General features: G+C 58.9%; 23 protein-coding genes and 2 pseudogenes. 15 read left to right on the forward strand and 10 right to left on the reverse strand.

Annotated elements, in window-relative coordinates; all coding sequences use genetic code 11:
• Nucleotides 1-321: 321 nt before the first annotated feature.
• Nucleotides 322-1,695, forward strand: coding sequence for an MFS transporter (locus HB376_RS31830; protein WP_213767648.1), 1,374 nt, complete (start codon nt 322-324; stop codon nt 1,693-1,695).
• Nucleotides 1,696-1,968: 273 nt separating this feature from the next.
• Nucleotides 1,969-3,081 carry a porin gene (locus HB376_RS31835; RefSeq protein WP_213767649.1) on the forward strand — a complete coding sequence of 371 codons (1,113 nt, stop codon included), beginning with the start codon at nt 1,969-1,971 and terminating at the stop codon, nt 3,079-3,081.
• A gap of 124 nt (nt 3,082-3,205) precedes the next feature.
• Here HB376_RS31835 and HB376_RS31840 read toward each other — a convergent pair whose 3' ends face one another.
• From HB376_RS31840 to HB376_RS31855, 4 genes are read right to left on the reverse strand one after another with little or no spacing between them, the layout of a single operon-like run.
• Nucleotides 3,206-3,565 (reverse strand): protocatechuate 3,4-dioxygenase, encoded by a 360-nt coding sequence (locus tag HB376_RS31840; RefSeq protein ID WP_213767650.1) that lies wholly within the window; start codon nt 3,563-3,565, stop codon nt 3,206-3,208.
• Entirely contained in the window at nt 3,562-4,455 is an 894-nt protein-coding gene (locus HB376_RS31845) for a gallate dioxygenase (protein ID WP_213767651.1), read from the reverse strand. The genes HB376_RS31840 and HB376_RS31845 overlap by 4 nt, the downstream gene beginning before the upstream one ends.
• A gap of 55 nt (nt 4,456-4,510) precedes the next feature.
• Entirely contained in the window at nt 4,511-5,008 is a 498-nt protein-coding gene (locus tag HB376_RS31850) for a nuclear transport factor 2 family protein (RefSeq protein WP_213767652.1), read from the reverse strand.
• Entirely contained in the window at nt 5,005-5,739 is a 735-nt protein-coding gene (locus HB376_RS31855) for an alpha/beta hydrolase (RefSeq protein WP_213767653.1), read from the reverse strand. Before HB376_RS31855 ends, HB376_RS31850 begins: the two co-directional genes overlap by 4 nt.
• Before the next feature lie 235 nt (nt 5,740-5,974).
• On the opposite strand from HB376_RS31855, the gene HB376_RS31860 reads away from it, so the two are divergent.
• Nucleotides 5,975-7,189: a serine hydrolase domain-containing protein gene (locus HB376_RS31860; RefSeq protein WP_213767654.1), complete on the forward strand. Its 1,215-nt coding sequence runs from the start codon at nt 5,975-5,977 to the stop codon at nt 7,187-7,189.
• Between the two features lie 11 nt (nt 7,190-7,200).
• Here the strand turns inward: HB376_RS31860 and HB376_RS31865 are convergent, their stop codons facing one another.
• Nucleotides 7,201-7,626: a hemerythrin domain-containing protein gene (locus tag HB376_RS31865; RefSeq protein WP_255631668.1), complete on the reverse strand. Its 426-nt coding sequence runs from the start codon at nt 7,624-7,626 to the stop codon at nt 7,201-7,203.
• Nucleotides 7,627-7,776: 150 nt separating this feature from the next.
• Here HB376_RS31865 and HB376_RS31870 point away from each other — a divergent pair, with 150 nt between their 5' ends.
• The 8 genes from HB376_RS31870 (at nt 7,777) to HB376_RS31905 (ending at nt 15,446) form a co-directional block, all read left to right on the forward strand.
• Complete coding sequence (locus tag HB376_RS31870; RefSeq protein ID WP_213767656.1) at nt 7,777-8,655, forward strand: LysR family transcriptional regulator; 879 nt, start codon at nt 7,777-7,779, stop codon at nt 8,653-8,655.
• A 161-nt stretch (nt 8,656-8,816) separates the two neighbouring features.
• A complete protein-coding gene (locus HB376_RS31875; protein ID WP_213767657.1) occupies nt 8,817-10,115 on the forward strand; it encodes a Rieske 2Fe-2S domain-containing protein in 1,299 nt (432 codons plus the stop codon).
• Nucleotides 10,112-11,077 (forward strand): PDR/VanB family oxidoreductase, encoded by a 966-nt coding sequence (locus tag HB376_RS31880; RefSeq protein ID WP_213767658.1) that lies wholly within the window; start codon nt 10,112-10,114, stop codon nt 11,075-11,077. Before HB376_RS31875 ends, HB376_RS31880 begins: the two co-directional genes overlap by 4 nt.
• 114 nt (nt 11,078-11,191) lie before the next feature.
• Nucleotides 11,192-12,562: an MFS transporter gene (locus tag HB376_RS31885; protein ID WP_213767659.1), complete on the forward strand. Its 1,371-nt coding sequence runs from the start codon at nt 11,192-11,194 to the stop codon at nt 12,560-12,562.
• A gap of 30 nt (nt 12,563-12,592) precedes the next feature.
• On the forward strand, nt 12,593-12,895 hold the full coding sequence (locus HB376_RS31890) for a LysR family transcriptional regulator (protein ID WP_213767660.1): 303 nt from the start codon (nt 12,593-12,595) through the stop codon (nt 12,893-12,895).
• 11 nt (nt 12,896-12,906) lie between these two features.
• The gene (locus HB376_RS31895; protein ID WP_213767661.1) at nt 12,907-13,638 is read left to right on the forward strand and encodes a PIG-L deacetylase family protein; all 732 of its coding nucleotides are present in this window, start codon (nt 12,907-12,909) and stop codon (nt 13,636-13,638) included.
• Nucleotides 13,639-13,661: 23 nt separating this feature from the next.
• A complete protein-coding gene (locus tag HB376_RS31900) occupies nt 13,662-14,330 on the forward strand; it encodes a 4-carboxy-4-hydroxy-2-oxoadipate aldolase/oxaloacetate decarboxylase (protein WP_346730620.1) in 669 nt (222 codons plus the stop codon).
• Between the two features lie 12 nt (nt 14,331-14,342).
• Nucleotides 14,343-15,446 carry a 4-oxalomesaconate tautomerase gene (locus HB376_RS31905; protein WP_213767662.1) on the forward strand — a complete coding sequence of 368 codons (1,104 nt, stop codon included), beginning with the start codon at nt 14,343-14,345 and terminating at the stop codon, nt 15,444-15,446.
• Between the two features lie 101 nt (nt 15,447-15,547).
• Here HB376_RS31905 and HB376_RS31910 read toward each other — a convergent pair.
• A pseudogene (locus HB376_RS31910) lies at nt 15,548-15,825 on the reverse strand (DUF1348 family protein); the annotation flags it as partial.
• A gap of 1,045 nt (nt 15,826-16,870) precedes the next feature.
• Here HB376_RS31910 and HB376_RS41350 point away from each other — a divergent pair.
• The 4 genes from HB376_RS41350 (at nt 16,871) to HB376_RS31930 (ending at nt 20,377) form a co-directional block, all read left to right on the forward strand.
• The gene (locus HB376_RS41350; RefSeq protein ID WP_255631669.1) at nt 16,871-16,999 is read left to right on the forward strand and encodes a hypothetical protein; all 129 of its coding nucleotides are present in this window, start codon (nt 16,871-16,873) and stop codon (nt 16,997-16,999) included.
• 580 nt (nt 17,000-17,579) lie between these two features.
• On the forward strand, nt 17,580-18,176 hold the full coding sequence (locus HB376_RS31920; protein WP_213767663.1) for an NAD(P)H-dependent oxidoreductase: 597 nt from the start codon (nt 17,580-17,582) through the stop codon (nt 18,174-18,176).
• Between the two features lie 342 nt (nt 18,177-18,518).
• A complete protein-coding gene (locus HB376_RS31925; RefSeq protein WP_213767664.1) occupies nt 18,519-18,869 on the forward strand; it encodes a hypothetical protein in 351 nt (116 codons plus the stop codon).
• A 1,124-nt stretch (nt 18,870-19,993) separates the two neighbouring features.
• Nucleotides 19,994-20,377 (forward strand): hypothetical protein, encoded by a 384-nt coding sequence (locus tag HB376_RS31930; protein WP_213767665.1) that lies wholly within the window; start codon nt 19,994-19,996, stop codon nt 20,375-20,377.
• A 374-nt stretch (nt 20,378-20,751) separates the two neighbouring features.
• Here the strand turns inward: HB376_RS31930 and HB376_RS41825 are convergent.
• From HB376_RS41825 to HB376_RS31950, 4 genes and pseudogenes are all read right to left on the reverse strand, one after another.
• Nucleotides 20,752-21,894, reverse strand: a pseudogene (locus HB376_RS41825) (bifunctional enoyl-CoA hydratase/phosphate acetyltransferase); the annotation flags it as partial.
• A 47-nt stretch (nt 21,895-21,941) separates the two neighbouring features.
• Nucleotides 21,942-22,241 (reverse strand): hypothetical protein, encoded by a 300-nt coding sequence (locus HB376_RS31940; protein WP_213767666.1) that lies wholly within the window; start codon nt 22,239-22,241, stop codon nt 21,942-21,944.
• A gap of 13 nt (nt 22,242-22,254) precedes the next feature.
• Nucleotides 22,255-23,367 (reverse strand): IS630 family transposase, encoded by a 1,113-nt coding sequence (locus HB376_RS31945; protein ID WP_213767698.1) that lies wholly within the window; start codon nt 23,365-23,367, stop codon nt 22,255-22,257.
• The gene (locus HB376_RS31950) at nt 23,360-23,872 is read right to left on the reverse strand and encodes a hypothetical protein (RefSeq protein WP_213767667.1); all 513 of its coding nucleotides are present in this window, start codon (nt 23,870-23,872) and stop codon (nt 23,360-23,362) included. Before HB376_RS31950 ends, HB376_RS31945 begins: the two co-directional genes overlap by 8 nt.
• Between the last annotated feature and the right edge of the window lie 27 nt (nt 23,873-23,899).

The raw sequence follows: 23,899 nt of genomic DNA on the forward strand, positions 1-23,899 counted from the left end.
TCGATTGCTGCCGCGCCGCGCGATCGGCTAAAAAATCCCGCCGCGGGTCGCCGCGTCTCCCAAGGAGGATGAGGCTCATCGCTTTCCACGCTCGCGTAACCGCCGAAAACTGCGGGACAGGAAGGCGGCCAATTGCCATCTCGATTCGAGACGGCGCCACCTTGAATTAGCGGTTTACGCACCTCTTCCACCTCAATACCATCCGCAGAACTCACTCGGGCCACGTCGTCGCCCCGTTAGGACGGCTTGCGTGCGATAGGAACCATCGACGTCGATATCGGCGAGCCCGTGAAAAATTCATCAAAAATGATGGAGACAGCCATGCAGGGGCGCCTCTGCGATATTTCCACCGTGATCGAACAACAGAAGTTCGGCCGGTTTGCGATCTTGTTGATCTTTTACATGTGGTTCGTTTTACTGATAGAAGGCTATGACATTGCCGTACTCGGTTACGCCGCACCGGCGCTGGCCCGAGCATGGCATCTGAGCCGCAGCGCATTCGGCATGGCGTTCTCGGCCAATGTTCCCGGCGTGCTGATCGGGTCGTTCCTGTTCGGATACTTCGGCGATCGCGCGGGACGGAAACCCGCGATCATTCTCGGCATTCTGCTGTTCGGCATTTGCACATTCGCGACCCAGTGGGCAACGGGCATCACCGGCCTGATCTGCCTCCGGTTTATCGCGGGCATCGGCCTTGGGGGAACCGTTCCAAACGTCATTGTGCTGCTGACCGAATTCGCTCCGCGACGCATGAGGGCGACGTGGATTAGCCTGTCTTATACCGGTTACATGGTCGGCGCAGCGCTTGGGGGCGTGGTTTCGGCTAGCCTGGTCTCGACCTACGGGTGGCAAGTCGTATTTTTCGTCGGCGGCGTCATGCCCAGTGCGATCGCGATCGCGCTGGTGTTCCTGATGCCAGAATCGATCCGCTATCTGGCACTGAAAAAACGCTCGCCGCACCGGATCGCTCTCACCGTACAACGCATCCAGCCCAATTTTGTTCTGCCCGATTCGGCTCGCTTCATCGTGTCCGACGAGCAAACAAGCGCGCGTTTCTCGGTAAAGCAGCTATTCAGCGGGCCATTACGGTACATCACGCCAGTATTGTGGCTGATCTGCATCGCGAATTCTCTGACGCTGCTTTTTCTGCAAAACTGGCTTCCGATACTGATCGAGGCGATTGGCGTGGCACCCGCGCACGCCGCGCTGCTCGCCGCGATGTTCTCGGTCGGAGGCGCAGCAGGCGGTTTGGCCTTGATGCGTCTACTCGACCGTCATGGCGCAATCGTCATCGCATGCCTGCCGCCTCCCGGCATACTGCTCGTCGCACTGCTCGGACACACGATGCCGGCACCCGCATTGGCGATTGCCATATTCGGCGTCGGCTTCTGCGTGGTCGGGACACAATTCGGTCTCAATGCGATGATATCCATCGTCTATCCGACGGCATTTCGCTCGAATGGAACCGGTGCGGCGCTGGCGGTATCCAAGATCGGCGCGTTTCTCGGACCGATGATCGGCGGCATGCTTATGACCATGCACATGCGCATACAGAACGTCTTCCAGCTCGCCGCGTTACCACTCGCTTTTGTCGCCGTGCTCGCCGTGATGCTGGGGCGACTTCATCACGTCGAGGTTGCCTCTCCGGAAAACAGCTTGGCGGTCGAAGGCGGTCAAGGGGGCAAGAACTATTGACCACTGGGCCCCGCCTCTCGTACAGGAGGACAGCCACGACACCCTAAGCGCTACGTCTTTATAGGATGAGTCATGTAACCAATCCCTAATTATTTAGCGGTACAGATTACCTTTCATTGATATCCATTGGACATGACCGTCCGGGATAAGGAGTTACAACCTGGAGCACCGACGTCTGAAAAGGCCCGACAGCGAGTCTGCCCGGACATCAGATCGTTCCAGAAAGTCGAGTGATATTTCAGAGTATAAAATTTGTCTGAGGAGACGCAAAAAATGAAGAAGACGATGATCGCATGGGGGTGCTGCACATTGGCGTTGGCGGGGATCGCTCTGCCGGCACACGCGCAAAGTAGCGTGACGCTATATGGCGTGATTTCGGTAGGCCTAGTCTATACGAACAACACGGCGGGTAGCCGCGACTACGCGCTCGTCAGTGGCGTCCAACAAACGCCCCACTGGGGTTTGAAAGGTGTCGAAGACCTGGGCGGCGGTTACAAAACGTTCTTTACCCTGGAAAACGGCTTCAGCATCACGAGCGGCGCGCTGAGCAACGGCGGCAAGCTGTTCGGCCGCAAAGCCTTCGTCGGCATATCGACCCCGGATTTCGGAAGCATCACCGTGGGCCGTCAAGTCGATGCGATGAGCGACGCTCTCTTCTTTTACGAAGCCGCCGCTCAATTCGCCGCATTCGGGGTGCCGATCGGCGACAACGACAACGTGTTCGAGACCACGCGCGTCTCGAATGCAGTGCGTTACTCGAGCCATCTATACAGTGGCTTCCAGTTCGTCGGTCAATATGGTTTTTCCAACGACGCGGGTGAATTCAACAACAACAGCAGCAAGAGCGCTTCGCTAACCTACACGAACGGTCCGTTCAGCGCCGCGATCGCCTATAGCGAGTTTCTACTCCCGAACTCGGCGTCGAATTCGAATGGCGCGATCACCGACACCTATGGTGTTCCCGTCATTACAACCTTTGCAAGCAATGTTAACCGGCAACAGATGTTCGGTCTCTCGGGGGATTACAAGTTAGGCGCCGCTCAGTTCACCATGATGGTCACGCGCTCGATGTTCAGTTACCTGCAGGGTGCACCGGGGCTGAGCCTCACGAACTACGAACCGACTTTTACCTATTACGTCACACCGGAGGCGCTGGTCGGCATCGGCTATATCTTCACCGACGGCCATACGAATAATGAAAGCCCGAAATGGCACCAGATCGATACGGGTATTGACTATTTCCTCTCGAAGCGCACTGACGTGTTTTTGGTTGCCGTCTATCAAAAGGCCGCCGGCGACGCGAAGTTTGCGCAGATCTACGGCAATGCGCCGTCGACCAGCCGGCTACAGTTCTCCGCCACCGTGGGCATCCGTCATACGTTCTGATCGCACCCGGTACGGGCAGGCTCGCTTCACGGTGGGAGGATCCGTGTTTCACCACAGCTCTATTGCGCGCTTGTGGAGAAACACGCCGGCGAGCCCGCCTATCGTCGTGACGGCGGGCTATCGTTCAAGCCGATGCCGGCACCTTACGGGTCTTCAGAAAATCATCCAGCGTTTCGCCGCGCATCGAAGCATAAACCGCCAGATTGGAAACTCTGAGCAATCGCGCATATTTTTCGAGCACGAAAAACGATACCCCATATTGCACCAGACCCAGCCAATCCCGCTTCACGATGAGCTGACGCTCCTCATCGCTTAACCCTGCGTCGTCGAACGTCCGCTCCGGATCGTCAAGAAACAGCTGACGGAATGCCGGGTCGCGCTGCTGCCAGAAAAATCGATTGATCTTCAGCGCCTTGCGACTCTTGCGCAGATCAAAGATATATGTGCCGGACAGATTGTCGAGGCCATCGAGTTGCGGATTCATGACGTGTGCTCCTCACCAACTCGTGTGCCATCGGCCGAAGCTTCATGCGCCGTGACCGCCGGTTCATATAACGTCACGGCCATTGCGGTCGTGGTGGCCAGATAGTAGTTCTGATGCAGGCAGCGGATATTTTGATCGAGTGCGCCGCGCATGGCGAGCCACATGATGACTTCGACACTTTCCGCGCCGCCGAGCCGGATAAAATCGGCGTGACGCATCGCAGTCAATTGCTGCGGATCGTCGACCATCAGCCTCAGGAATTCATGATCCCATTCGCTATTGTTATACCCCGCGCGTTCGCCGTGAATCTGGTGCGATAATCCTCCCGTTCCGACCACCACCACCTTGAGATCTTCGGCAAACGACTGCACGGCACGGCGCACCGCCTGGCCCAGCGCATAACAGCGCGCCGCGGTCGGCAGAGGATACTGGAGAACGTTGATCGCGACCGGCAGGATCGCGCCGGGCCATCGCGGCTCGTGCTGCCACAGCAGCGCCAAGGGCGAATTGCAGCCGTGATCGAGCGCCCGCTCCTGAAACACGGTGATGTCGAACGCATCGTTGACGAGCGATTCGACCATATGCGCCGCAAATTCGGCATGCCCGCCAATACGCGGCAAGGGACGACGGCCGCCGCCCTCGTCGGCCATGTCGAACTCTTCCGAAATACCCACCGCGAAGGTCGGATAACAATCGAAGAAAAAGCTGTTGCCGTGATCGTTATAAAACATCACGAGCAGATCGGGGCGTTTGTCGGCGAGCCATTTCGCTACCGGCTCGTAGCCGTCGAACAGCGGCTTCCAGGCTGGATCGCTCTGCCGCCTATTGTCGTATGCCGCCCCAATCGTCGGTACGTGCGAGGTCCCGATACCGCCTATGATTTCCGCCATCTGTGTTCCATCCTGTTTTTAAAACCTGCTAGATCTGCCGGCTATCCAGCAAAGGCTATGCATTTCGAAACATGACGAAGCGTGCCACCCGCTTCGCAATCAACCATTCCTCTTCGTGCCGCTCGAGCATGTCGTCGAATTCGCCCAACAGTTGTAAAGGGTCGGCGCAGTGTTCGTTGAGCGCGGTTTTCGGGGGTCCGCCTTCATCGACGGAAATAGCGGAATCGCGCTCCGCGGGCTCCCGCGTGGCGCTCCAAAGCAGCACCGTGCTCCTTGCGCGCGCAAGCGTCGGGGATTCCAGATCGACGATGATGTTCGTGAGCAGGTGCCGCGTGGATCTGTCGGCGGGCCGCTGCAGATAACTCGCGAGAATCGCGTCGCGTCCTTCGAGCACGGTCTGGTTAGGTCTCGTCAGCGTGGCGTCGCGAGCGAAGTGATGCGAGAACGCTACGTAATCGCCCGCATCGAGTGCGGCGCCCACACGCAGAATGCAATCGCGGCACGCCTGCTCGGCCAACCAGTGTTCCGGCGGCAGCGAACCCACGGCACTCATGCGGCGAGCCACGTCCGCAATGCGCGCGTGACAGATTCGGGTTGCTCCATCGTCGTCATGTGCCCCGCATGCTCGATGACCTCCAAATGCGCACCCCGTATCGCCTCGCGCATGTCGGTATGCCTCGCAAGCGGACTCCATCGATCCTCGCGGCCGCACAGCAGCAGCGTCGGGCAATCGATATGGGCCAGCAGCGACGTCCCGTCTGGACGGCGCAGCAGCGCTTCGATCTGGTGCGCGAAACGCTGCACACTATTGCGTTCGATCATCCGAAGTATCGCTTCGAAAGTCGGCGTGTCGACGTGAGCGGGATGGACCATACCGACCGCCCATTGGGTGCCCATCTCACGCATGCCTTCGGTTCTTGCGCGATCGAGCAGCGCGAGGCGCTGGCTTCGCTCCTGTACGCCGGCTTCAGTCTCGGGGCGCGCTTGATAACCTGTGTCCAACAGCGCGAGACGCGCCACCCGCAGCGGTGCGCGACGCACGATTTCAAGCGCGACGCGTCCACCCATCGAGTGGCCGACTAACGCGAATGTATCGGGTAATTGGGTCGACAGCACCGCTTCGGCCATAGCTTCGATCGAATCGCACGCGCCGTAATCCGCTACAACGCAATCCGCCGTATCCGACAAGCTTTCGATCTGATGTTCCCAAACGGTACTGTCGCAAAGCAAGCCAGGGAGTAATACCAACGTTTGATGTTTTGCGGCGCGAGATACGAGGTTCATTCTCGGGTCGATTCAAATGGATTGAGTGAGTTCAAAAAACACGATAGGCGAGCGCATCGGCGCGGACAAGAGAATAAATTTCATCTGAAACCCATCGCGCCGTGCTTGCCTTGCAGCAAGGGGCGCTCGTGCGGAGAGCGCCATTTTCCGCAGGGGCTCTCTACGCCCTCGGCATGGCGTTTTCCGAACCCATCTGGTATACCGAAACCGATCGTCTCAATCGCACAGGACATGTATGAAAAACAGTAGTGCAGATCAAAATGGTTTTTCCGGAGAACGACTGGATCACCTCGCCGAATTTTTAAAATCGGGTTACGTAGAGACGCGTCAGTTGGCGGGATTTTCGCTGCTGATTTCGCGCGCCGGCACCGAAGTCGCCCGTTTCATGGCGGGTCATGCCGACATCGAACGCGGCAAGCCTATCGAGAACGATACGATTTTTCGTATCTATTCGATGACCAAGCCAGTGACTTCGATCGCGCTGATGATGCTCGTGGAGGATGGCCTCCTTTCGCTCGACGACCCCGTCAAAAAATATATTCCCGCGTGGAGCGAGCTGCACATGCTGCCGGACGGCAGCGCCGATCTGTCTCAGGCGATGCCGGCACCGGATATGCTCGTGGTCGACCTAATGCGCCATACGTCCGGACTGACCTCGTGCTTCCAGCGCGGCTCGCCGGTTGACGATATATATCGCCAGCACAATATCGATACGCGCGTACGCGGCAGCACACTCGCGCATACCATCGAGCAGCTTGCGCAAGTGCCGTTGCGCTTTGCCCCTCAAACGAAGTGGAATTACTCGATTGCGACCGATGTCATCGGTTATCTCGTCGAGCAATTGAGCGGCCGCACTCTCTCGGCATTTTTTGAAGAAAGGGTGTTCACCCCGCTCGGCATGACAGACACGACTTTTGAATTGCCGAAGGACAAGGTACAGCGTTTTGCCGCGCTGTACCGTACCACGCCACACAAGGGCCTCGAATTGATCGACGATCCGGCGACCAGCGACTATCTGGTTCCGGCGACGCAGTACTCGGGGGGCGGCGGACTCGTGTCCACGCTCGACGATTACCACCGTTTCTGCCAGATGTTGTTGAACGGGGGAACTCTGGACGGTCAACGGATCATCGGTAGAAAGACGCTGGAACTGATGACGGCCAATCATCTGCCAGGCGGCGTGGATCTCGAGACCCTTGCTGTATCGAGTTTCGCCGAAACGTCGTTTAAAGGCGTCGGGTTCGGACTCGGATTCGCCACCACGCTTGATCCGGCTCAATGTCTGCTGCAAGGTAACGCGGGGGATTTTTTCTGGGGTGGCGCCGCCGGCACTTATTTCTGGGTCGATCCGGCAGAGGAGCTGATCGTCATCTTCATGACCCAGCTTTACCCTCATCTGCCGCGCATTCGCCGCCAGCTTCGTACGCTTGTTTACGCCGCGATGACGTAAAGCGGAACCACTCAGCGGCGGCCGAGCGCACGCGTAAATTTAAGCGGCGCCCCGCCCGTGGCGTGCTGCACGAGCCAATCCGCGAGGCCGCGATCCATCGCATCGAGATGGCCGGGAAACCAGCGAGCCAATTCTTCGGCGAATCTCCTGCCGACGGCAAAACGCCGTTCATCGGGTAGCACGCGCACTTCATTCACTGACGTCAACACGGCGTGATGTTCGTCGACATGGCACTTCGCGTTGCCGTAGCCGGATTCGGCCATCAAACGATCTTCCTCGGCGAAATGACGCTGCGCGTGCGCGGCAAACGCATCAAGGCAGATGTCGAAGCTTGCCCTCTCGGTGGCGGCGAGCATGGCATTGACGGCCTCGACAAACTCCCGATGCGTCGCATCGATCAGCGTATTCCCTAACAGATACGTGTCAAGCCATGGCATGGTCGAGGCAGGCGTCATAATTGTCGAAAGAAAGTAGGCAAACGCAGGCGTCAGAGAATATCTCACTTTTGTCGCGTAAGCCATCGGGCCATTGTCCTGGATCGGCGACTGACTAGAATATTTCGCGCAGCGCTTAAAAAAACTATCCCCATGAAAATCGATCCAGTTTCATTGCAGCTCTTCGTCAGCATCGTGGAAGAAGGAACGATCTCCGCGGCCGCGGAGCGGGAGCACATCGTCCCCTCCGCCGTGAGCCGGCGGCTCGCGGAACTCGAAGCGACCTTGCAAACGAGCCTGCTGCGGCGAACCAATCGCGGCGTGGAACCCACCCCCGCTGGGCTTGCGCTGCTGAGTCTCGCGCGCGGCGTCTTGCATGATCTCGATGAGATCAAGGTGCAGATGAGCAGCTACTCGCAAGGCCTACGCGGGCAGATTCGGATTTTCGCCAGTATGTCGGCCATCACGCTCTATCTCGCGCAGGATCTGGCCGCATTCGTGCAGGCCCACCCGCATGTGCAGATTCACCTCGAACAGCATCTGAGCAATGCCGTGACGAAGGGGGTCGCCGAGAACAACGCCGACGTCGGCATTTCGATTTCGAGCCCTCATGGCTTCGAACTCGACTCGTTCCCTTACCGGAGTTATTCGCTGGTCCTGCTGGTGCCGCGCGGCCATCCGCTGGCCGGCCGCCAGTCGGTCCGGTTTCGCGAAACGCTCGATTTGCCTTACATCGATTTCACCGGCGTCAACGTACGTCTGGTCAGCGCCGCGAACGAACTCGGGCGGACCTTGAACCTGCGCCTGCACGTCGCCAGCTATGAAGCGCTGTGTGCGATGGTCGAAGTGGGTCTCGGAATCGGGGTACTGCCAGCATCACTCGCGAGTTATTATGCGTGCACCCGTGACCTGGTAGCGATCGTGCTGGACGAACCATGGGCACGCTGCGATTTGAACGTATGGGTCCGATCGACCGACGCGCTGACGCCCGCCGCACAACTATTTCTCGATAGTCTGCGCGTCCCCCGCTGAATTTTCCTCGCCGTTCCCGTCACTGCTGCGACCGACCCGGTTCATGACTGCCATCTCGGTTCGAGAGGGCACCGACACGCATTAGCGATTTACTCGTCGGTAGTGCACTTTTATGATCGGTTGAAGCAATACCGATCAGACGATGGACACGGAGTGAATAGATGAGACACGAGGAGAATGAGATTCTGGCTCATGTCGGCCGGGGAACCCCGCTCGGCGACACGTTGCGGCGTTACTGGCATCCGGTGGCGACGTCGGCCGAATTACCGCACCCCGATTGCGACCCGCTGCGCACGAAAGTGCTCGGCGAGCGCCTCGTGGCGTTCCGTGACAGTGCGGGCAAAGTCGGGGTCATGAATGAACTGTGCATGCACCGCGGCGCGTCGCTTGCGCTGGGCCGGGTCGAGGACGGTGGGATCCGCTGCTTGTATCACGGCTGGAAATTCTCCGTCGACGGAAAGATTCTCGAAACGCCGAATCTGGCGGAGCCGCGCATCCGCGAGCGGCTGAACGCGCCGGCCTACCCCGTGCGCGAAAGCGGCGGGGTGGTCTGGGCTTACCTCGGGCCGGCCGAACTGGAACCGCCGTTCAGGCGTTTTGCATTTGCCGACGCGGCTGATGAAAATCGCGTGGTGCTGCGCATCAACGTGAAGGCAAACTTCCTTCCGCTCTGGGAAGGTGGTGCGGACACCTCGCATGTCACCATGCTGCATAGCAACGTCGCACGGCCGAGTTGGGCGCTAAAGGACGGCATGGATGGCCCTATCGTGACCGATCTGCTCAATCCCGCGTTCGACGACACGGCGCCGACCCTCGAAATCGAGAACACAAGCTTCGGTTTCCACTACGCGGGTATTCGCCAAATTGCCGACACGAGCCCGGCAAAACGCAATATCCGGGTCGTGCCTATCTTTATGCCATACGGCCGGATGATCCCGTTCAACGATTTTTTTACTACGATATTCGAAGTGCCGCGCGACGAAGAAAGCACGAGCACTTACCTGATCGACGCGAGCTTTACCCAGCTGCCTCATGACCGTGCGGGCCGTCTGAAGCGTTCGGGCCTCGCCGACAGTCGGTTCTATGAAGATAACAACTTTGTCGCTTCGTGGGAAAACGACTTCTATCAAGATCGCACGGCCATGCGGCAACGCAAGAACTGGACGGGCTTCAGCGGCATCACTCAGGAAGATTTCGTGATTGCGACGGCAATGGGCGTTGTGCCGGATCGCGTCAACGGAGAGCACCTGGTGCCGGCCGACATGGCGATCATGCGCTTGCGCCGCCGCCTGCTCGATTCGGTCGAGCTCAATCAGACGGGCGGCACGCCGCTCGGGCTGATGTACGAAGATATGACGGAAATGCTCGCGCGCGATTTCGATCTCGAGGGCGACCGGCCCTGGCAGGATGTCGTGCCGCATGACTCGGTGCTCTACAAGGGGAGCGGAAATAGCCGATGAATCAGCTCGCACTCAGGGTCGCCGCAATCCGTTACGAAGCGCAACGCATTCATACCTTCGAACTCAGACTGCCGGAAGGCGGCGAGCTTCCGCCATTCGATGCGGGTGCACACGTCAACGTGCATCTGGGTAACGGCCTCGCGCGCAGTTACTCGCTGACCAATGCGCCCTCCCAGCGCGACTGTTATGTGATCGGCGTCAACCTCGACCGCAAGAGCCGAGGAGGATCGGCGTATATGCACGACAAGGTTCGAGTCGGCGACATGCTCACCGTCAGCCCGCCGGCCAATAACTTTCCACTGATGGAAAATGCGCCGCACAGCGTCCTGATCGCGGGCGGCATCGGCATCACGCCCTTGAGGTCGATGGTGTACAGATTGGAAGAGCTGAATCGCTCATGGGAATTGATCTATTGCTTCCGGCAACGGCATCATGCCGCGTTTGTCGAGGAACTCGAGGCATTGGGCCGCAGCAAGGGCAGACGGACGCGCTTTTATTTTGATGGCGACGCAGGAGGCCGGCGTTTCGAACTGCACGGCGCATTCGACAATCAGCCGGAGAACACGCATTTTTATTGCTGCGGTCCAACGTCGATGTTGAGCGCTTTTGAAACGGCAGCCAAAGGTATCGAGCCCGCGAGGATACACGTCGAACATTTCGCCGGCCGCCAGGCGTCCGACGAAACGGCCACGCAGGGCGGGTTCAAGGTACGGCTCGCGGCCAGCGGCCGCGTGCTGGATGTCGCGCCCGGACAATCGATTCTCGACGTGGTGCTCGGCACGGGCGTCAGAGTGTCGTATTCGTGCAAGGAAGGCATTTGCGGATCATGTGAGACCCGAGTCATCGACGGCACCCCGGAGCATCTGGATCTGGTCCTGTCAGAACGGCAACAACAAGCGAATGACCGGATGATGATCTGCTGCTCGAGATCGAAATCGGCCGAACTCGTACTGGATTTATAAGGTCGGCGGGCCTGGCAGCAAAACGGAGACACCTCGCCCCATCGTCCCGCGACCAGATTCACCGCCAGGTGACGGCGCAGCGTACAGCGTATAAAAAGGAAAGGAGACGACGACATGCAAACATCGGTTTGCGACATATCGGATGTAGTCGAACAGCAAAAAATTGGCCGTTTCGCCGTTTCATTGGTCGCCTGCATCTGGTTCGTGATGCTGATCGAAGGCTACGATCTCGCGGCGCTCGCGTACGCGGCTCCAGCCTTATCGAAAGCATGGCATCTGGGGCGCGGCGCGCTCGGCCCGGCATTCGGCGCGAACGTGCCGGGCATCATGATCGGTTCGTTCCTGTTCGGTTATCTAGGCGACCGCTTCGGCCGGAAACCGACGATCATCCTGGGCGCGCTGGTATTCGGCACCATGACGCTCGCAACGATCTGGGCGCCCGGCGTGGAAGGCCTCATCGCGTTGCGCCTGCTTGCCGGCATCGGTCTTGGCGGCGCCATCCCCAACGCGGTCGTGCTGCTGTCGGAATCGGCGCCGCGCCGCCTGCGCGCGACCTGGATCAGTCTGTCCTACACCGGTTACATGATGGGCGCGGGGCTCGGCGGTGTGGTGTCCGCAGGGCTGGTTCATCGCTTCGGCTGGCATGTGGTGTTTTTCATTGGCGGAGTCGCCCCGCTCGTGATCGCAGTCGGCCTCGCCCTCCTGCTTCCCGAATCGTTGCGGCACCTTGTCGTCAAGGAGCGCGAACCGAGGCGCATCGCCCATATCGCAAAGCAGATCCAGCCGGATCTCGACGTCGACGAAACCACGCGCTTTATCGTATCGGACGAATTCAAACCCGTGCGCTTTTCAGTCCGGCTGCTGTTCGGCGGCAGGCTCCGGTACGTCACACCAGTTCTGTGGCTGACCTATATCGCCAATTCAATGACGCTGCTGTTCCTGCAGAACTGGCTGCCGATGCTGATCGAATCGATTGGCGTGCGCCCCGGACAGGCCGCGCTCGTCGCCGCGATGTTCTCGGTCGGCGGCGCGGCAGGCGGCCTCGCGCTCATGCGCTTTATCGACGATCGCGGCCCCGGCGTGATTACCTGCCTGCCTGTGATCGGCATTCCGTTCGTCGCGCTACTGGGCGTGCCGATGCCGGAATCAACCTTGATATTCGCCGTATTCGGTGTTGGGTTCTGCGTGGTCGGCACGCAATTCGGCCTCAATGCCGTCTCGGCGATGGTCTATCCGACGGCTTTTCGTTCCAAAGGAACTGGCGCCGCGCTTGCGATCGCGAAGATCGGCTCCTTTCTGGGTCCCGTCATCGGCGGCATGCTGCTGGCCGCGAACGTGCCCGTCGCGCAGTTGTTTTATGTGGCAGCGGTCCCGGTGCTGATCGTGGCAGTGCTCGCGGCGACTTTGGGCTGGCTTTACCGCGACCGCTCGAAGCAAGCCGATTTCGCTAAATTTTCCGACGACATTCAGACCATTCGGCATTGAGTGGCTGACAGGCATAAGGCGCGAAACATCATGAGCAGGCCTCCCAGCTTTGCCGCGTTGCGTGCTTTCGAGGCCGCGGCGCGGGTCGAAAGCTTCGCATTAGCCGCGAACGAACTGTACCTGACACCTTCGGCGATCAGCCATCAGATACGCGATCTCGAAGCGTATTTCGGGCGACCGCTGTTCATCCGGAGGCACCGCAGCGTGAAGCTGACCGCCGAGGGGCAGGCATTGCTCGGCGGCATATCACATCCGTTCAGGCAGATCGAAGCGATATGCGCACAGATGCAGCCGGCGCAAGCTGCACGAAAGCCGGTCTTTTCAACGCTTTGAGGAGGTTTCAGATGGGTTCGAATGACTCGATGCTGGTTGTGAGCGCACATAGCGCCGACTTCGTATGGCGTGCCGGCGGCGCCATCGCGCTGCACAGGAAAAATGGCTATCGCGTGAAAGTGGTCTGCCTATCGTTCGGCGAGCGAGGCGAATCCGCAAAACTCTGGCGCAAGGGCAGCACGACGATCGAAGCGATCAAGGCGACACGCCGGGAAGAAGCCTTGCGCGCCGCGGAAATACTCGGCGCGGAAATCGAATTTTTCGATCTCGGCGACTACCCGCTGCGTGTATCCGATACCGCGCTCATGCGCCTCGTCGATATCTATCGAGCGATTCAACCCGCATTCGTTCTGAGTCACTCTCAGAAAGATCCCTACAACTTCGATCACCCGCTCGCGATGCATATCGTGCAGGAGGCCCGCATCATCGCGCAGGCGGAAGGGCATAAGCCTGGCGAAACCATTATCGGCGCCCCGCCCGTCTATGCATTCGAGCCGCATCAGACCGAGCAATGCGAATGGGTTCCGAATACCTTTCTCGACATCACCGAGGTGTGGGATCTGAAACGCAAGTCGATCGAGTGCATGGCCGGTCAGGAACATCTTTGGGAATACTACACACGCGTCGCGCTGCAGCGCGGCGTGCAGGCGAAACGGAACATCGGTATCACGGCGAAGCGCGATATCCAATATGCGGAAGGCTATCAGCGGCTGACGCCGGCCGTTCTTGGAGATTTGTCATGAAGCGCGGCATCGTGGTCTAGAACATCCGGCGCGCCGATCAGCGTCACGTCGCGCAGCTCGAACAGACCGGCGTGTCCACCGTGCACGAAGCGCAAAACCGTCTGGGTCTGCTTGCATCGTATCTGCGGCCCATCTATGCCGGCGCCTCGATTGCCGGATCGGCCGTCACCGTGCTCGCCCCGCCATCGGACAACTGGATGCTGCATGTCGCCGTCGAGCAGCGCGCGCCCGGCGACGTGCTGGTCGTCGCGCCGACATCTCCGTGCGAGGACGGTTATTTCGGCGAATTGCTGGCGACCTCGCTGGCGGCGCGCGGCGTGCGCGGACTCGTCATCGACGCCGGCCGCCGCGATATACGCGCACTGACCGCGATGGGTTTTCCCGTGTGGTCGAAGGCCGTTTCGGCCCAGGGAACCGTCAAGGAAACACTGGGGTCGGTCAATGTGCCGATCGTCTGCGCCCAGCAGCTCGTGCGGCCCGGCGACATGATCGTGGCCGATGACGACGGCGTAGTCGTCGTGCCTTTCGAGACGGTGGAAGCCATTTCACGAGCAGCGGCCACCCGCAGCGAAAAAGAACAGAAGACACGTGCGGCGCTGGCGTCCGGCGAACTCGGCCTCGGCTACTATGCGATGCGCGACCGGCTTGCGGCCAAGGGGCTGCACTACGTCGATTCAACATCGGAACGCTAAAGGAATACGGCGATGGAAACGGCTCGCAGGCAGCGCAGCATTCCGTGCATGTTGATGCGCGGGGGCACGTCGAAAGGCGCATTTTTCCTCGCCGAGGATCTTCCTACCGATCCAGCCACGCGCGACCGCGTACTGCTCGCGGTCATGGGTTCGCCCGACAAGCGGCAGATCGACGGACTGGGCGGTGCCGATCCGCTGACGAGCAAAGTGGCGATCGTTTCCCGATCCTCACGGGGCGACGCGGATGTCGATTATCTGTTCGCGCAGGTCGTGGTCGACGAAGCGCGTGTCGACTTTGGGCAGAATTGCGGCAACATGCTGGCGGGCGTCGGCCCCTTCTCGATCGAACGCGGTCTTGTGCCGGCCCAGGAAGGCGCAACGCGGGTCGCCATTCATATGGTGAACACGGGGCAGATCGCCGTGGCCCTGGTGCAGACCCCGGGCACCTGCGTGACTTACGAAGGCGACACGAGAATCGATGGCGCGCCGGGCACCGCGGCCGCGATTCCGCTCGAGTTCAAGGAAACGATGGGCTCCACCTGCGGAGCGCTACTGCCGACCGGACATCTGCGCGATCGGGTAGGTGGCATCGAGGTCACGTGCATCGACAACGGCATGCCACTTGTGCTGATGCGAGCAACCGATCTGGGCGTGACGGGCTACGAGAGCCGCGATGAGCTCGACGCGGACGATGCGTTGAAGGCGCGCATCGAAGCGATACGGCTGGAAGCCGGCCACATGATGAATCTCGGCGATGGCCGTGAGCGCACGGTGCCCAAGATGTGCCTCGTCGCCCCGCCTCGCGATGGCGCGATTTCCACGCGGAGTTTCATTCCGCATCGCTGCCATGCGTCGATCGGCGTGCTCGGCGCGGTAAGCGTCGCCACGGCCGCCGTCATGCCGCACACCGTGTGCGACGGCATCGCGGTCGTGCCGGCAGGTCAGCGCAAGCGCATCTCGGTCGAACACCCGAGCGGCGAATTCACGGTCGAACTCGAAACGGAACAAGGCCGTAACGGGCCCGAGGTGCTCAGCGCCGCCTTGTTGCGCACGGCTCGCTGGCTGGCCGATGGCGTTGCCGGCATACCGTCGGCGATATGGACGGATGAAATATGAAGACTATTCAACGCGGCTTGCATCGGCCTTGAAGAAGTCGGCAACACTCAAAGACCGAGTTCACTCAAGCCCGGATGATCGTCGGGACGGCGACCGAGTGGCTAGTGGAACTTGCGCTTCGATTCCTGCATCGGCATGTCGTTGATGCACGCAAAACGCCGCTGCATCAAACCGTCTACGGTGAACTCCCAGTTCTCGTTGCCGTACGAGCGGAACCAGTTGCCGGAATCGTCGCGCCACGCGTAAGCGTACCGCACCGCTATACGATCGCCGTCGAATGCCCAGTTTCCTTGATCAGGCGGTAATCCAATTCTTTGCGCCACTTGCGCTCGAGGAAACCACGGGCCTCGTCCCGGTTGTTCGCGAAATCGGCGGGAGATATGAGGCGCATTTTCATACATAGCAGTTTACGCAACAATCAGTGCTGTCACGACTTTAGTTGCGTGAGCGACCCCCGCGCACACAACTAAAGTTGTGTCTAAATTTCAACTGCAGTTGTGACTTACTCGCCACCGGGTCTGCCGAACGCCTGATCCAACTGTTACGCGCGTCGAACCGCGTCGCCGTGTAGATCGATCGACATCGTCGCGAGCGATCCATGACGTAGATTGTCGCGCACCGTCTCGCCTATGCTTAACGCGTTTCCTCACGCGTTTCCTCGCGCGTTTCTTTGAAAGGGAGGCGCGCCATGCATCAGCCATTGAATACCGGGGGTGCCACACCTAATCCTGCACCGGCTCCTACTAGAACCACAAAGGCTGACTGGACCGCTGGCACTGCACTACTGGGTCGAGTCCGCGCCGAATTCGCGGTCAGCTCGGTCGCAGGCACTGGCGCGGCCTCACGTGGGGCGCGTCTCCGCGCACAGAGCAACCGGGTGATCGAAAGGAAGTGCTGCTTATTAAGCCGAAAATATCAGCCGCTCGTTCCCCAAGGACGAAATGGAAGGACAGACAGCCTTCTATTTTTGCTCGCTTTGCGCCCCGCGCCCACTATTTCTGCGGCGTACAGCGCGCGAAGCCGCCGGTACGCACTCTTAATTTCCGCATTCATGCTTACTCCAGTTATCAGATGTGACGATTTTGAGTCGAGCGCACGACGTGACGGGTTTGCGGCTGAGACGGTACGTGAAGGGTAGGGCGGCAGGACTCTCCGCAGAACACCACGAGCGTAGACCGTCAAAGGCGGCCCCCTTTGACCTTGGTCAACGAGGGAACCCGTCGGTTCATACCGACAGTCGTGCTGCTGGTCGTCGTCGTCGGTGATTTATCGTGCTGAACGGAACTTGATCCAACGCAAGGTCGGTGCAAACTGTCGAGCGTCTACTTGATGGGTTCCCGGGGGCCGGGTTCTTTTTAAGCCACCTCGCGATCGACTGAGGCCGGGAAGCATCTGCTTCCCGGTATTCCATGAGGAGAGTACCCATGCAACTCCAAATCACCATGACGGTTCTTATGGTCGTCTCCACACTGCTTACCATTGCAACGTTTAGCCACATGGCGGTCGCCCGGATGATCATCCAAAAAGTCGCGGTGCGGGGGCGGGCGCCGTAAAGGATATGCGCTTTCCGACGTCTATCAGTTGCCGGAACCGGGGCCTGTTGTCCTGCTTGCAACTTGTCATAATGGGCGGGCGAACGTTATGACAATGTCAGGCACATGATGGTTGAATTTATGCCACCACTGGCGGCCTGTGTCGTCAGCCGAGACGATTACATTACAGCTTTGCCGCGTTACGGGCGACCCGCGAATGCGTGATCGCCGGCCCGGCGGCGGAGCTTGCACCGAAAGTGGTCAAAATCGGCAATTGCTCGGGAAGCGAGATCGACAAAATTCGAGTCAATTGGTTTGATACCGTTGTCGGCTGAATGCATCGCAGCGGCACTGATCGCGGAATGCTTCGTCAATCTGGAATGCAGGGTAATCGAGATGCGGCTGATAAACAAATACGACCTCTTCGTGCTGGAGGTGCTAAAAACATGGAGGGATTTGGTTCAGAGAAATCCGAAGACAATCCACCATCGTGGATATGGCGTAGTCGAGGCGTAGTCGACGGAGAAACAATCCGGCCGAAATAATTGATGCCGTATTGAACAGTATATTAGGATACCTTAGTTAAAGTTCGGGAAAATATATGAAACACCTCGTCGTGGTGGCACATCCCGTCGAAGACAGCTTCACGATGGGACTCATGCGCGCTTATACCAATGAACTGGAAAAGCTCGGACATACCCAGCGAACGTGTGATCTTTATCGCATAGGTTTCAACCCTGCCTTGACCCCACGCGAATTGATGCCCGCTAGTGCCAGAGAGCCGGTCTGCGTCGATGTGGCGCTGGCGCAGGATGAGATTGGCGCCGCCGATGTCATTGCTCTGATTTATCCGCTCTGGTGGATGTCGATGCCGGCGATGATGAAAGGCTACATCGACCGGGTCTTCGCCCGCGGCTTCGCTTACGAATCCAGTCAGGGTGTGGTGCACGGCCTGCTAGGAGGGAAGAAGGCAGTCCTGATCACCTGCTCGGGCGCGCCGCTACCACTGTTGGTGAAGAGCGGTAACTGGAACGCCGTGCAGGTCCTGCAGGATACCCATATCTTCCGATCAACTGGCTTCGAATTGATCGACCATCTTCATTTCGACGAGATCGCTCCATCTTTGCCGGAGAGCGCGGCCGCGCAGCACATGGAACGCATCCGGTCCTTCGCGCGGCAGCATTTTTATGGCAGCTAGCGCGCTTTTACGCAACGCAACGATACACCCGGTCTGCAATGGAGCATCGTGAATGAGTTCATTTCTGCCAGTTGCTATCGAAACGCAAACTCACGCGCCCGGTCTTCGATTGCTCCAGGACGCGCAGTTTGGTAACCGGTAACGCCACAAGCGCAGTGTTGTCACCGGCGTTGATGTGGCGCAATTGCGCGCCGGTATGTCGAACCTATCCTGATATTAGATATTGGTTCAGGATGAGTAAAAGGAGCGGCAGTGATGTTATGGGCGAGTGGACGAAATCGATACCGATGGTTAGTCGCATTAGTTAAGATGGTAGTACTGTTTATAATAATTGCAATCGGAATGACATGGGCTGGTTCAACGTACGACCATCCGATCGACAGATCGATCGTGGTCGGCATGGGGGCGCCGGAGTGCGCCGAATTCGCGCGATGCAAGCTGGCTCTCTACTTCTCGCAAGACAGCCGGACAGCGATATTTGCCGGTCCTTTCCTTTACCGAACGACGTTCCCGGATGCCGCAGATGACCTGCATTCCTATAAGGCGTCCGTCATGCAGGATCGGATCGGTGAATTCCGGCAACTGGTGGGTTACGTTTGCTTGCTTTGGCTCGCCGTCGCAGGTGTCGTCATTGGCTTGACGTACGCCGTTCGCTTTGGATATCAATGGTACTGGCGCGGCACACAGCGGTAAAAAGACTGAACACCCGTACAACACGCGTGTTCCTGGCAAAGCCTTCTATAACCGCAACACTGCGCAATCGGATATCCCACACGAATTTGAAGGGGATAAGTCATGGAAGCAAACTATCCGGAACGGCACCACGAATTGCAAACCCTGCTTGGAAAGATGCGGCGTGAGATATCCGGTCCCATGGCTGGCTTCGAACACTTCCACAAGGAGCCCATTGCGGGCGGCTCATTATCGACGAGGCACACAAGGAGCTGATGGCTTTGGCCATAGAGATTGCTCTGCGTTGTGGTGACTTATTGCATACCATGTGCATGACGCACTGCATGTGATTGCCGCGCAACAGGAGATTCTTGAAACGGTAAGTGTACCCACCATGATGGGCGGCGGCCCCGCGATGATGTATGCGTGGCGATGACGCTGCGGCTTTCGAAGCGTCTTCTGAAGGCGCTGCGAGGCGACGTTGGACCAGCTTGCATCGCTCGCGTCGCTCGGTGCCTGCACCGAGCGACGGGTGTCCGAAGATCCGGCGCCCTTTGCCGCATCGACGTTACGTCCGCCTTCGGATCTGGCCTTCATGGCAAAAAATAGGGCGGTTTGTTATCCGACAGTTTGACCCCTAAACGTCGACTTGCGATCTGTTGCCTCGCATGCCGACCGATGCACGATCGCGTTGTGGTGCTTCCCAACAAGGAATGCAAGATTAGGAGCCTGCCGCGATTCACACTGCAAGAGATTATTGCCAACTTGCTGCCCATTCGAACGTGCGCGTCGCACAATACGCCAAAACCGGCGACCAAATGATCCTCCGAGACGCGTAGACTTTTTGGTCATATGACACAGATCAATATTGCGACTCTCGTTGCGGTAATAATTTAATAACCAACATTATCGAGCGGGTGGCCGAAGCCACCAGTGCGAAAACGAACCGATGGTCTTAGCAGCGACTCTGAAAGTCGTCGGAGAGAAACGCCCCGATAGATTGAATTGCGAATCTGGTAACGATCGACGCGGAAAGCGGTGACCCAATTGGATGCACAGTTACCGTCGTGCGAAGCGGGACACACATGCTGCTGCGTCGTCTTTGTGGCAAACGAGCTAATTACCTTTATCAATGGGAGAGGAACATGTTGTTTTTAACGAAAAAGAAATTTGGGATACTCGTAGCTACAGCTGTACTGACCGTCTGCTCTATCGCTTCGGCGACAGAACAGACTGCAAGCTCCGGTAGTCATGTCACTGATTTCGCTTCAGATGCGGCTCCAGTCGTCAATGGTGCAACCGTGAAGGCATCTCAAGCAAAGCCGACCAAGGCTGAACGCAAAGTGGCGCGAGAGCAGGCTCGGGAGGAACGCCAGGCTGAGCGCAAACAGGCCCGAGCAAAGCGAAGCGCCGAATTGAAGAAGCTTGAGGAGGCAGGATATCGTCCGGGACAAGACGACCCGAACTATCCAGATGATTTGCAGAAGGCAGAGAAGAAGGCTGGAATAGGTACGAGCACTAGTCAGTAACTTCCTCAGAATAGCAATACAGTTGGCCCCTTTGCAGGAATCTAGTGTCTTTGAAAGGTCTTTCGCGGTATCGTCTGAGGCGCGAGAGAGGTCAATATGCAAAGTATTCCTCATATTACCGGATCGTATAATTTATCGGCGACGCACGGATGGATTCCGCTAGTACATTTGATCTGTGCTTTGACGATCACGGGCATAACCTCAATGCTGTACCGCGCAGATCGATGAAGTCACTCATGCCGTTGCTCCCTGAACGTGACGAAGGCTGCGATGCGCGACGTTGCGGGCAAGCGTCACGGACCCGAACCGCGCGCAGGCTGTTAGCCCGGCTGGTCTCAGGACGATCCGCGGGCGCGCGCCGAGCACTAGGCGGAGTAGATCATCTGCTTTGCCAGCATGTTGCCGGCTTTCAGGTCGGGTACGGGCAGGATGTCCTGCCTGCCCGTACCCGGCGAGACGATGCCCAGGTCCTCGCGGCCTCAGGCTGATGGCGTTGTCGAAGACGAGCGGGCGTTGCCCAGCGCCTTGCATCTGGCCTCGCGCCGCCATCACGGTCAGAGCCGCGGGATTCGCGGTCTCCACCGCGGCGAGCACGGCCACGCGCGGCGTTTCGATGCCCCGCAGGTGCAGTAGGTCGATCGTGTTCTAATCGTGTTCTGGTAGATATCGCATTTCTCCTTGAGCAAGGGCGTGACATTGATCGCGGCGGCGGTGACGAACGAGTGCCCTGGATAAGCCTGGACCTCCATTGTATACGCGTGGCTAATGCGCCGTTCGATGCGCAGCCTGAGGTCGTCTCACGATCGCCGCGAGCAGTTCGCTCGTTCGCAGGCTGCTCTTCATTTGCGTGGCCGCCTCGCCCGTGGCGCCCATTTCCACGACACGCGCCGCGGTCGCAAGGCTGTACTCGACCGCGTCGATCGCCACCCCGACGAGACTCATCTGCGCCCGTTCCGTGGCGGCCCTGATCTTTGCTTCCGGTCCGATCTACACGGGGCCGATCATTCCCTCGTTGCGGGCCTCGATCGCGGCTGCGATCGCTTCCGGGGAACAAGGATGCACGATGGCCGTGCGCAGCGAAGGCAGCGCTTGGGCTTCGCGGATGAACGCGGTAACGATCGTGCTGGCGCACCGAGACGTCCGGATGGGCTCTACGCGACCATGTCACAGGCTCGGCCGACGCGATTACCGTGGCCACGCCGAGCAGGACCACGTCGCCGTGCTTGTTAGTGCAACGCGTATCGAGATGCACGATCCGCTTGTCCGCGCGCTTTTCCCTCACGTTCACCGTGGCCGTCACGAGATCACCCGGCACGAACGGATGCTGGAACTGCAACTCCTGGTCGAGGTAGATCCGTGTCCGGTCCAGGCAGTCGCGTGCCCAGCAGCGCCGAGAACAGGTCCGCCGTCCACATGCCCTGCATGACCGCATGGCCAAACCTGTGATGAGCGCCGAACGCGGCATCGACATGTGCGGGATTGACATCGCCCCATATCACGGCGAACAGTTGGATATTTGTCGAGTCCGGCAAGGCGAACTAGTTACAACATCCCGTAAATATGTTTAATAATTATCCGGCTGCAAATAGGGCGCCAGGAGCGTGACGACCAATTGAGCCATCTCGTCGAGCGGCCCTGAGCCCGGCAGAGGTTCCCATCTCCCGCTATGGCTGCGAAAGGCTGCACCATAAAGGTTGCGGCCGAGTTCGGTCAGGCGAGCCACAACAATCGGATCCGGATCGTCCAGACGTTTGATTAGCAGGTGACGCCCGTAGGCTTGCGTAACGATCTGATCATGGCCCAACAGGGCGCGCAATTGACGCTGTAGTTCTGAAACGTAGTGTTTGGTGGGTAAGGCGGCCATGACGGTCCCTCGATTACGATGTGCCGGTTTGCAACGGATAGCCCCGGAAACTCCATTTGAAGGGGTGCGCTGTCTGATTGCGCTCGCGGATAAACTGCTCGGTGCGCTCGCGCAGATGCGCGGTGCTGGTGTGACTGGCATGGCGAAGCACACGGCGGGTGTAGAGGGCAAACCATAGTTCGATCTGATTGACCCAGCTCGCGTGCAAAGGGGTGAAGTGAAAGTGAAACCGCTTACCGTGCCTCGCGTTGAACGCTTGCCACACGGCGTGTGCGTGATGCGTATTCAGATTATTCCAGATGACATGCACCTGTTTGCCAGGGTACGCGTGCGCCACGCTCTCCATGAAGGCCACCAGATCGTCCAGCGTGCGCCGTTCGCGACAGCTGCCCAGCACCTGTCCAGTATGAACATCGAGCGCGGCAATCAACGCCTGGGTGCCATGACGGATATATTCAAACTCACGACGACGCAGCCGTCCCGGTCCGGGCGCGCGTCCCGGATGCTTGCGCTCGATGGCCTGAATGCCGGTTTTCTCGTCGATACTCAGCACGACCGCGTTCCTGGGTGCGCGGCGATACAGTTTGCAAATCACATTGACCTTCTCGCGAAAGGTCGGATCCGGACTGTGAAGCCATTGTTGGACCCGGTGCGGGCGAATGTCGCCGGCCTGCAAAATACGCTGTACATGGCTGCGGCTGATTTGCCCGACAATGCCACGCTCCACGGCACGCACCACAATCTCGTCAAGCGTCGGCGTGACCCGTCCCTCAGCTTCCTGCGCTTCACACGCCAGCGCAATCAATTGCAGTCGCGTTTCCTGCGTTATGCGCGCAGGACGACCACTGCGCTCACCTTCTCGAATTCCTTGCACACCTTGCCGCGCAATGCGCTTGCGCCACAGGCAGACCGTTTGCACGGACACGCCCAGTTCCTGCGCAATCGCTGTATTCGAGTGGCCCTCATGAGCCAATAACGCGAGGCGCGCACGCATCACATCTCGCTGAGGGGCAGTCTTGCACCTGATCAGCGATAACAGTTCCTGTCTTTCTTTCTTCGCCAGCTTCACTGGCGTTGCAGGACGGCGTTGGCTCGTCCTGCCATGATAAACGAGGCCGTTAAATATTCAACTTATTTACGGGATGTTGTACTAGCGAGGCCGATTCGCCGATCGCGAGTTCATCGAAGGTGCGGTTGTGAAAGAGGGGCCCCCCATGGATCGCTCTCGGTGCGCAAGCACCGGTGCATTGGCGGTATTGCTCGCGACGGCGCTGCGCCATGAGGACAACGCTAACCGCGCAGCAGCTGCGACGATTGATTGTATCAACTGCGACGGCATCGCCATTCATCGCGACCGGACATTCACGGCTTTCCTTACGAACGCCCGTCGGACAATGAAAACGATAAACAAACAGAAATAAATGCGGGAACCGCGTGTCGACCGATGTTTGATACAGGTCATATTCGCGGCCTCCTACCGCTATAGAGTCGGCCAGGTCCACCCACGCGGCGCCTTCGAAGTCGAAGCAGGCTCCGGGCATAGCTAGGCACTCGTTGGCGTTTGAGACCCGTTCGCGGCCGATCAGGCACGCGTCTTGGGCAGCAGCACCGATGGAGTCCGCATTTGCCATTCATTGCACTTACACCGGAGTTACACC

Source organism: Caballeronia sp. dw_19 (assembly GCF_018449515.1).
In the GTDB taxonomy this organism is placed as follows: Bacteria; Pseudomonadota; Gammaproteobacteria; order Burkholderiales; family Burkholderiaceae; genus Caballeronia.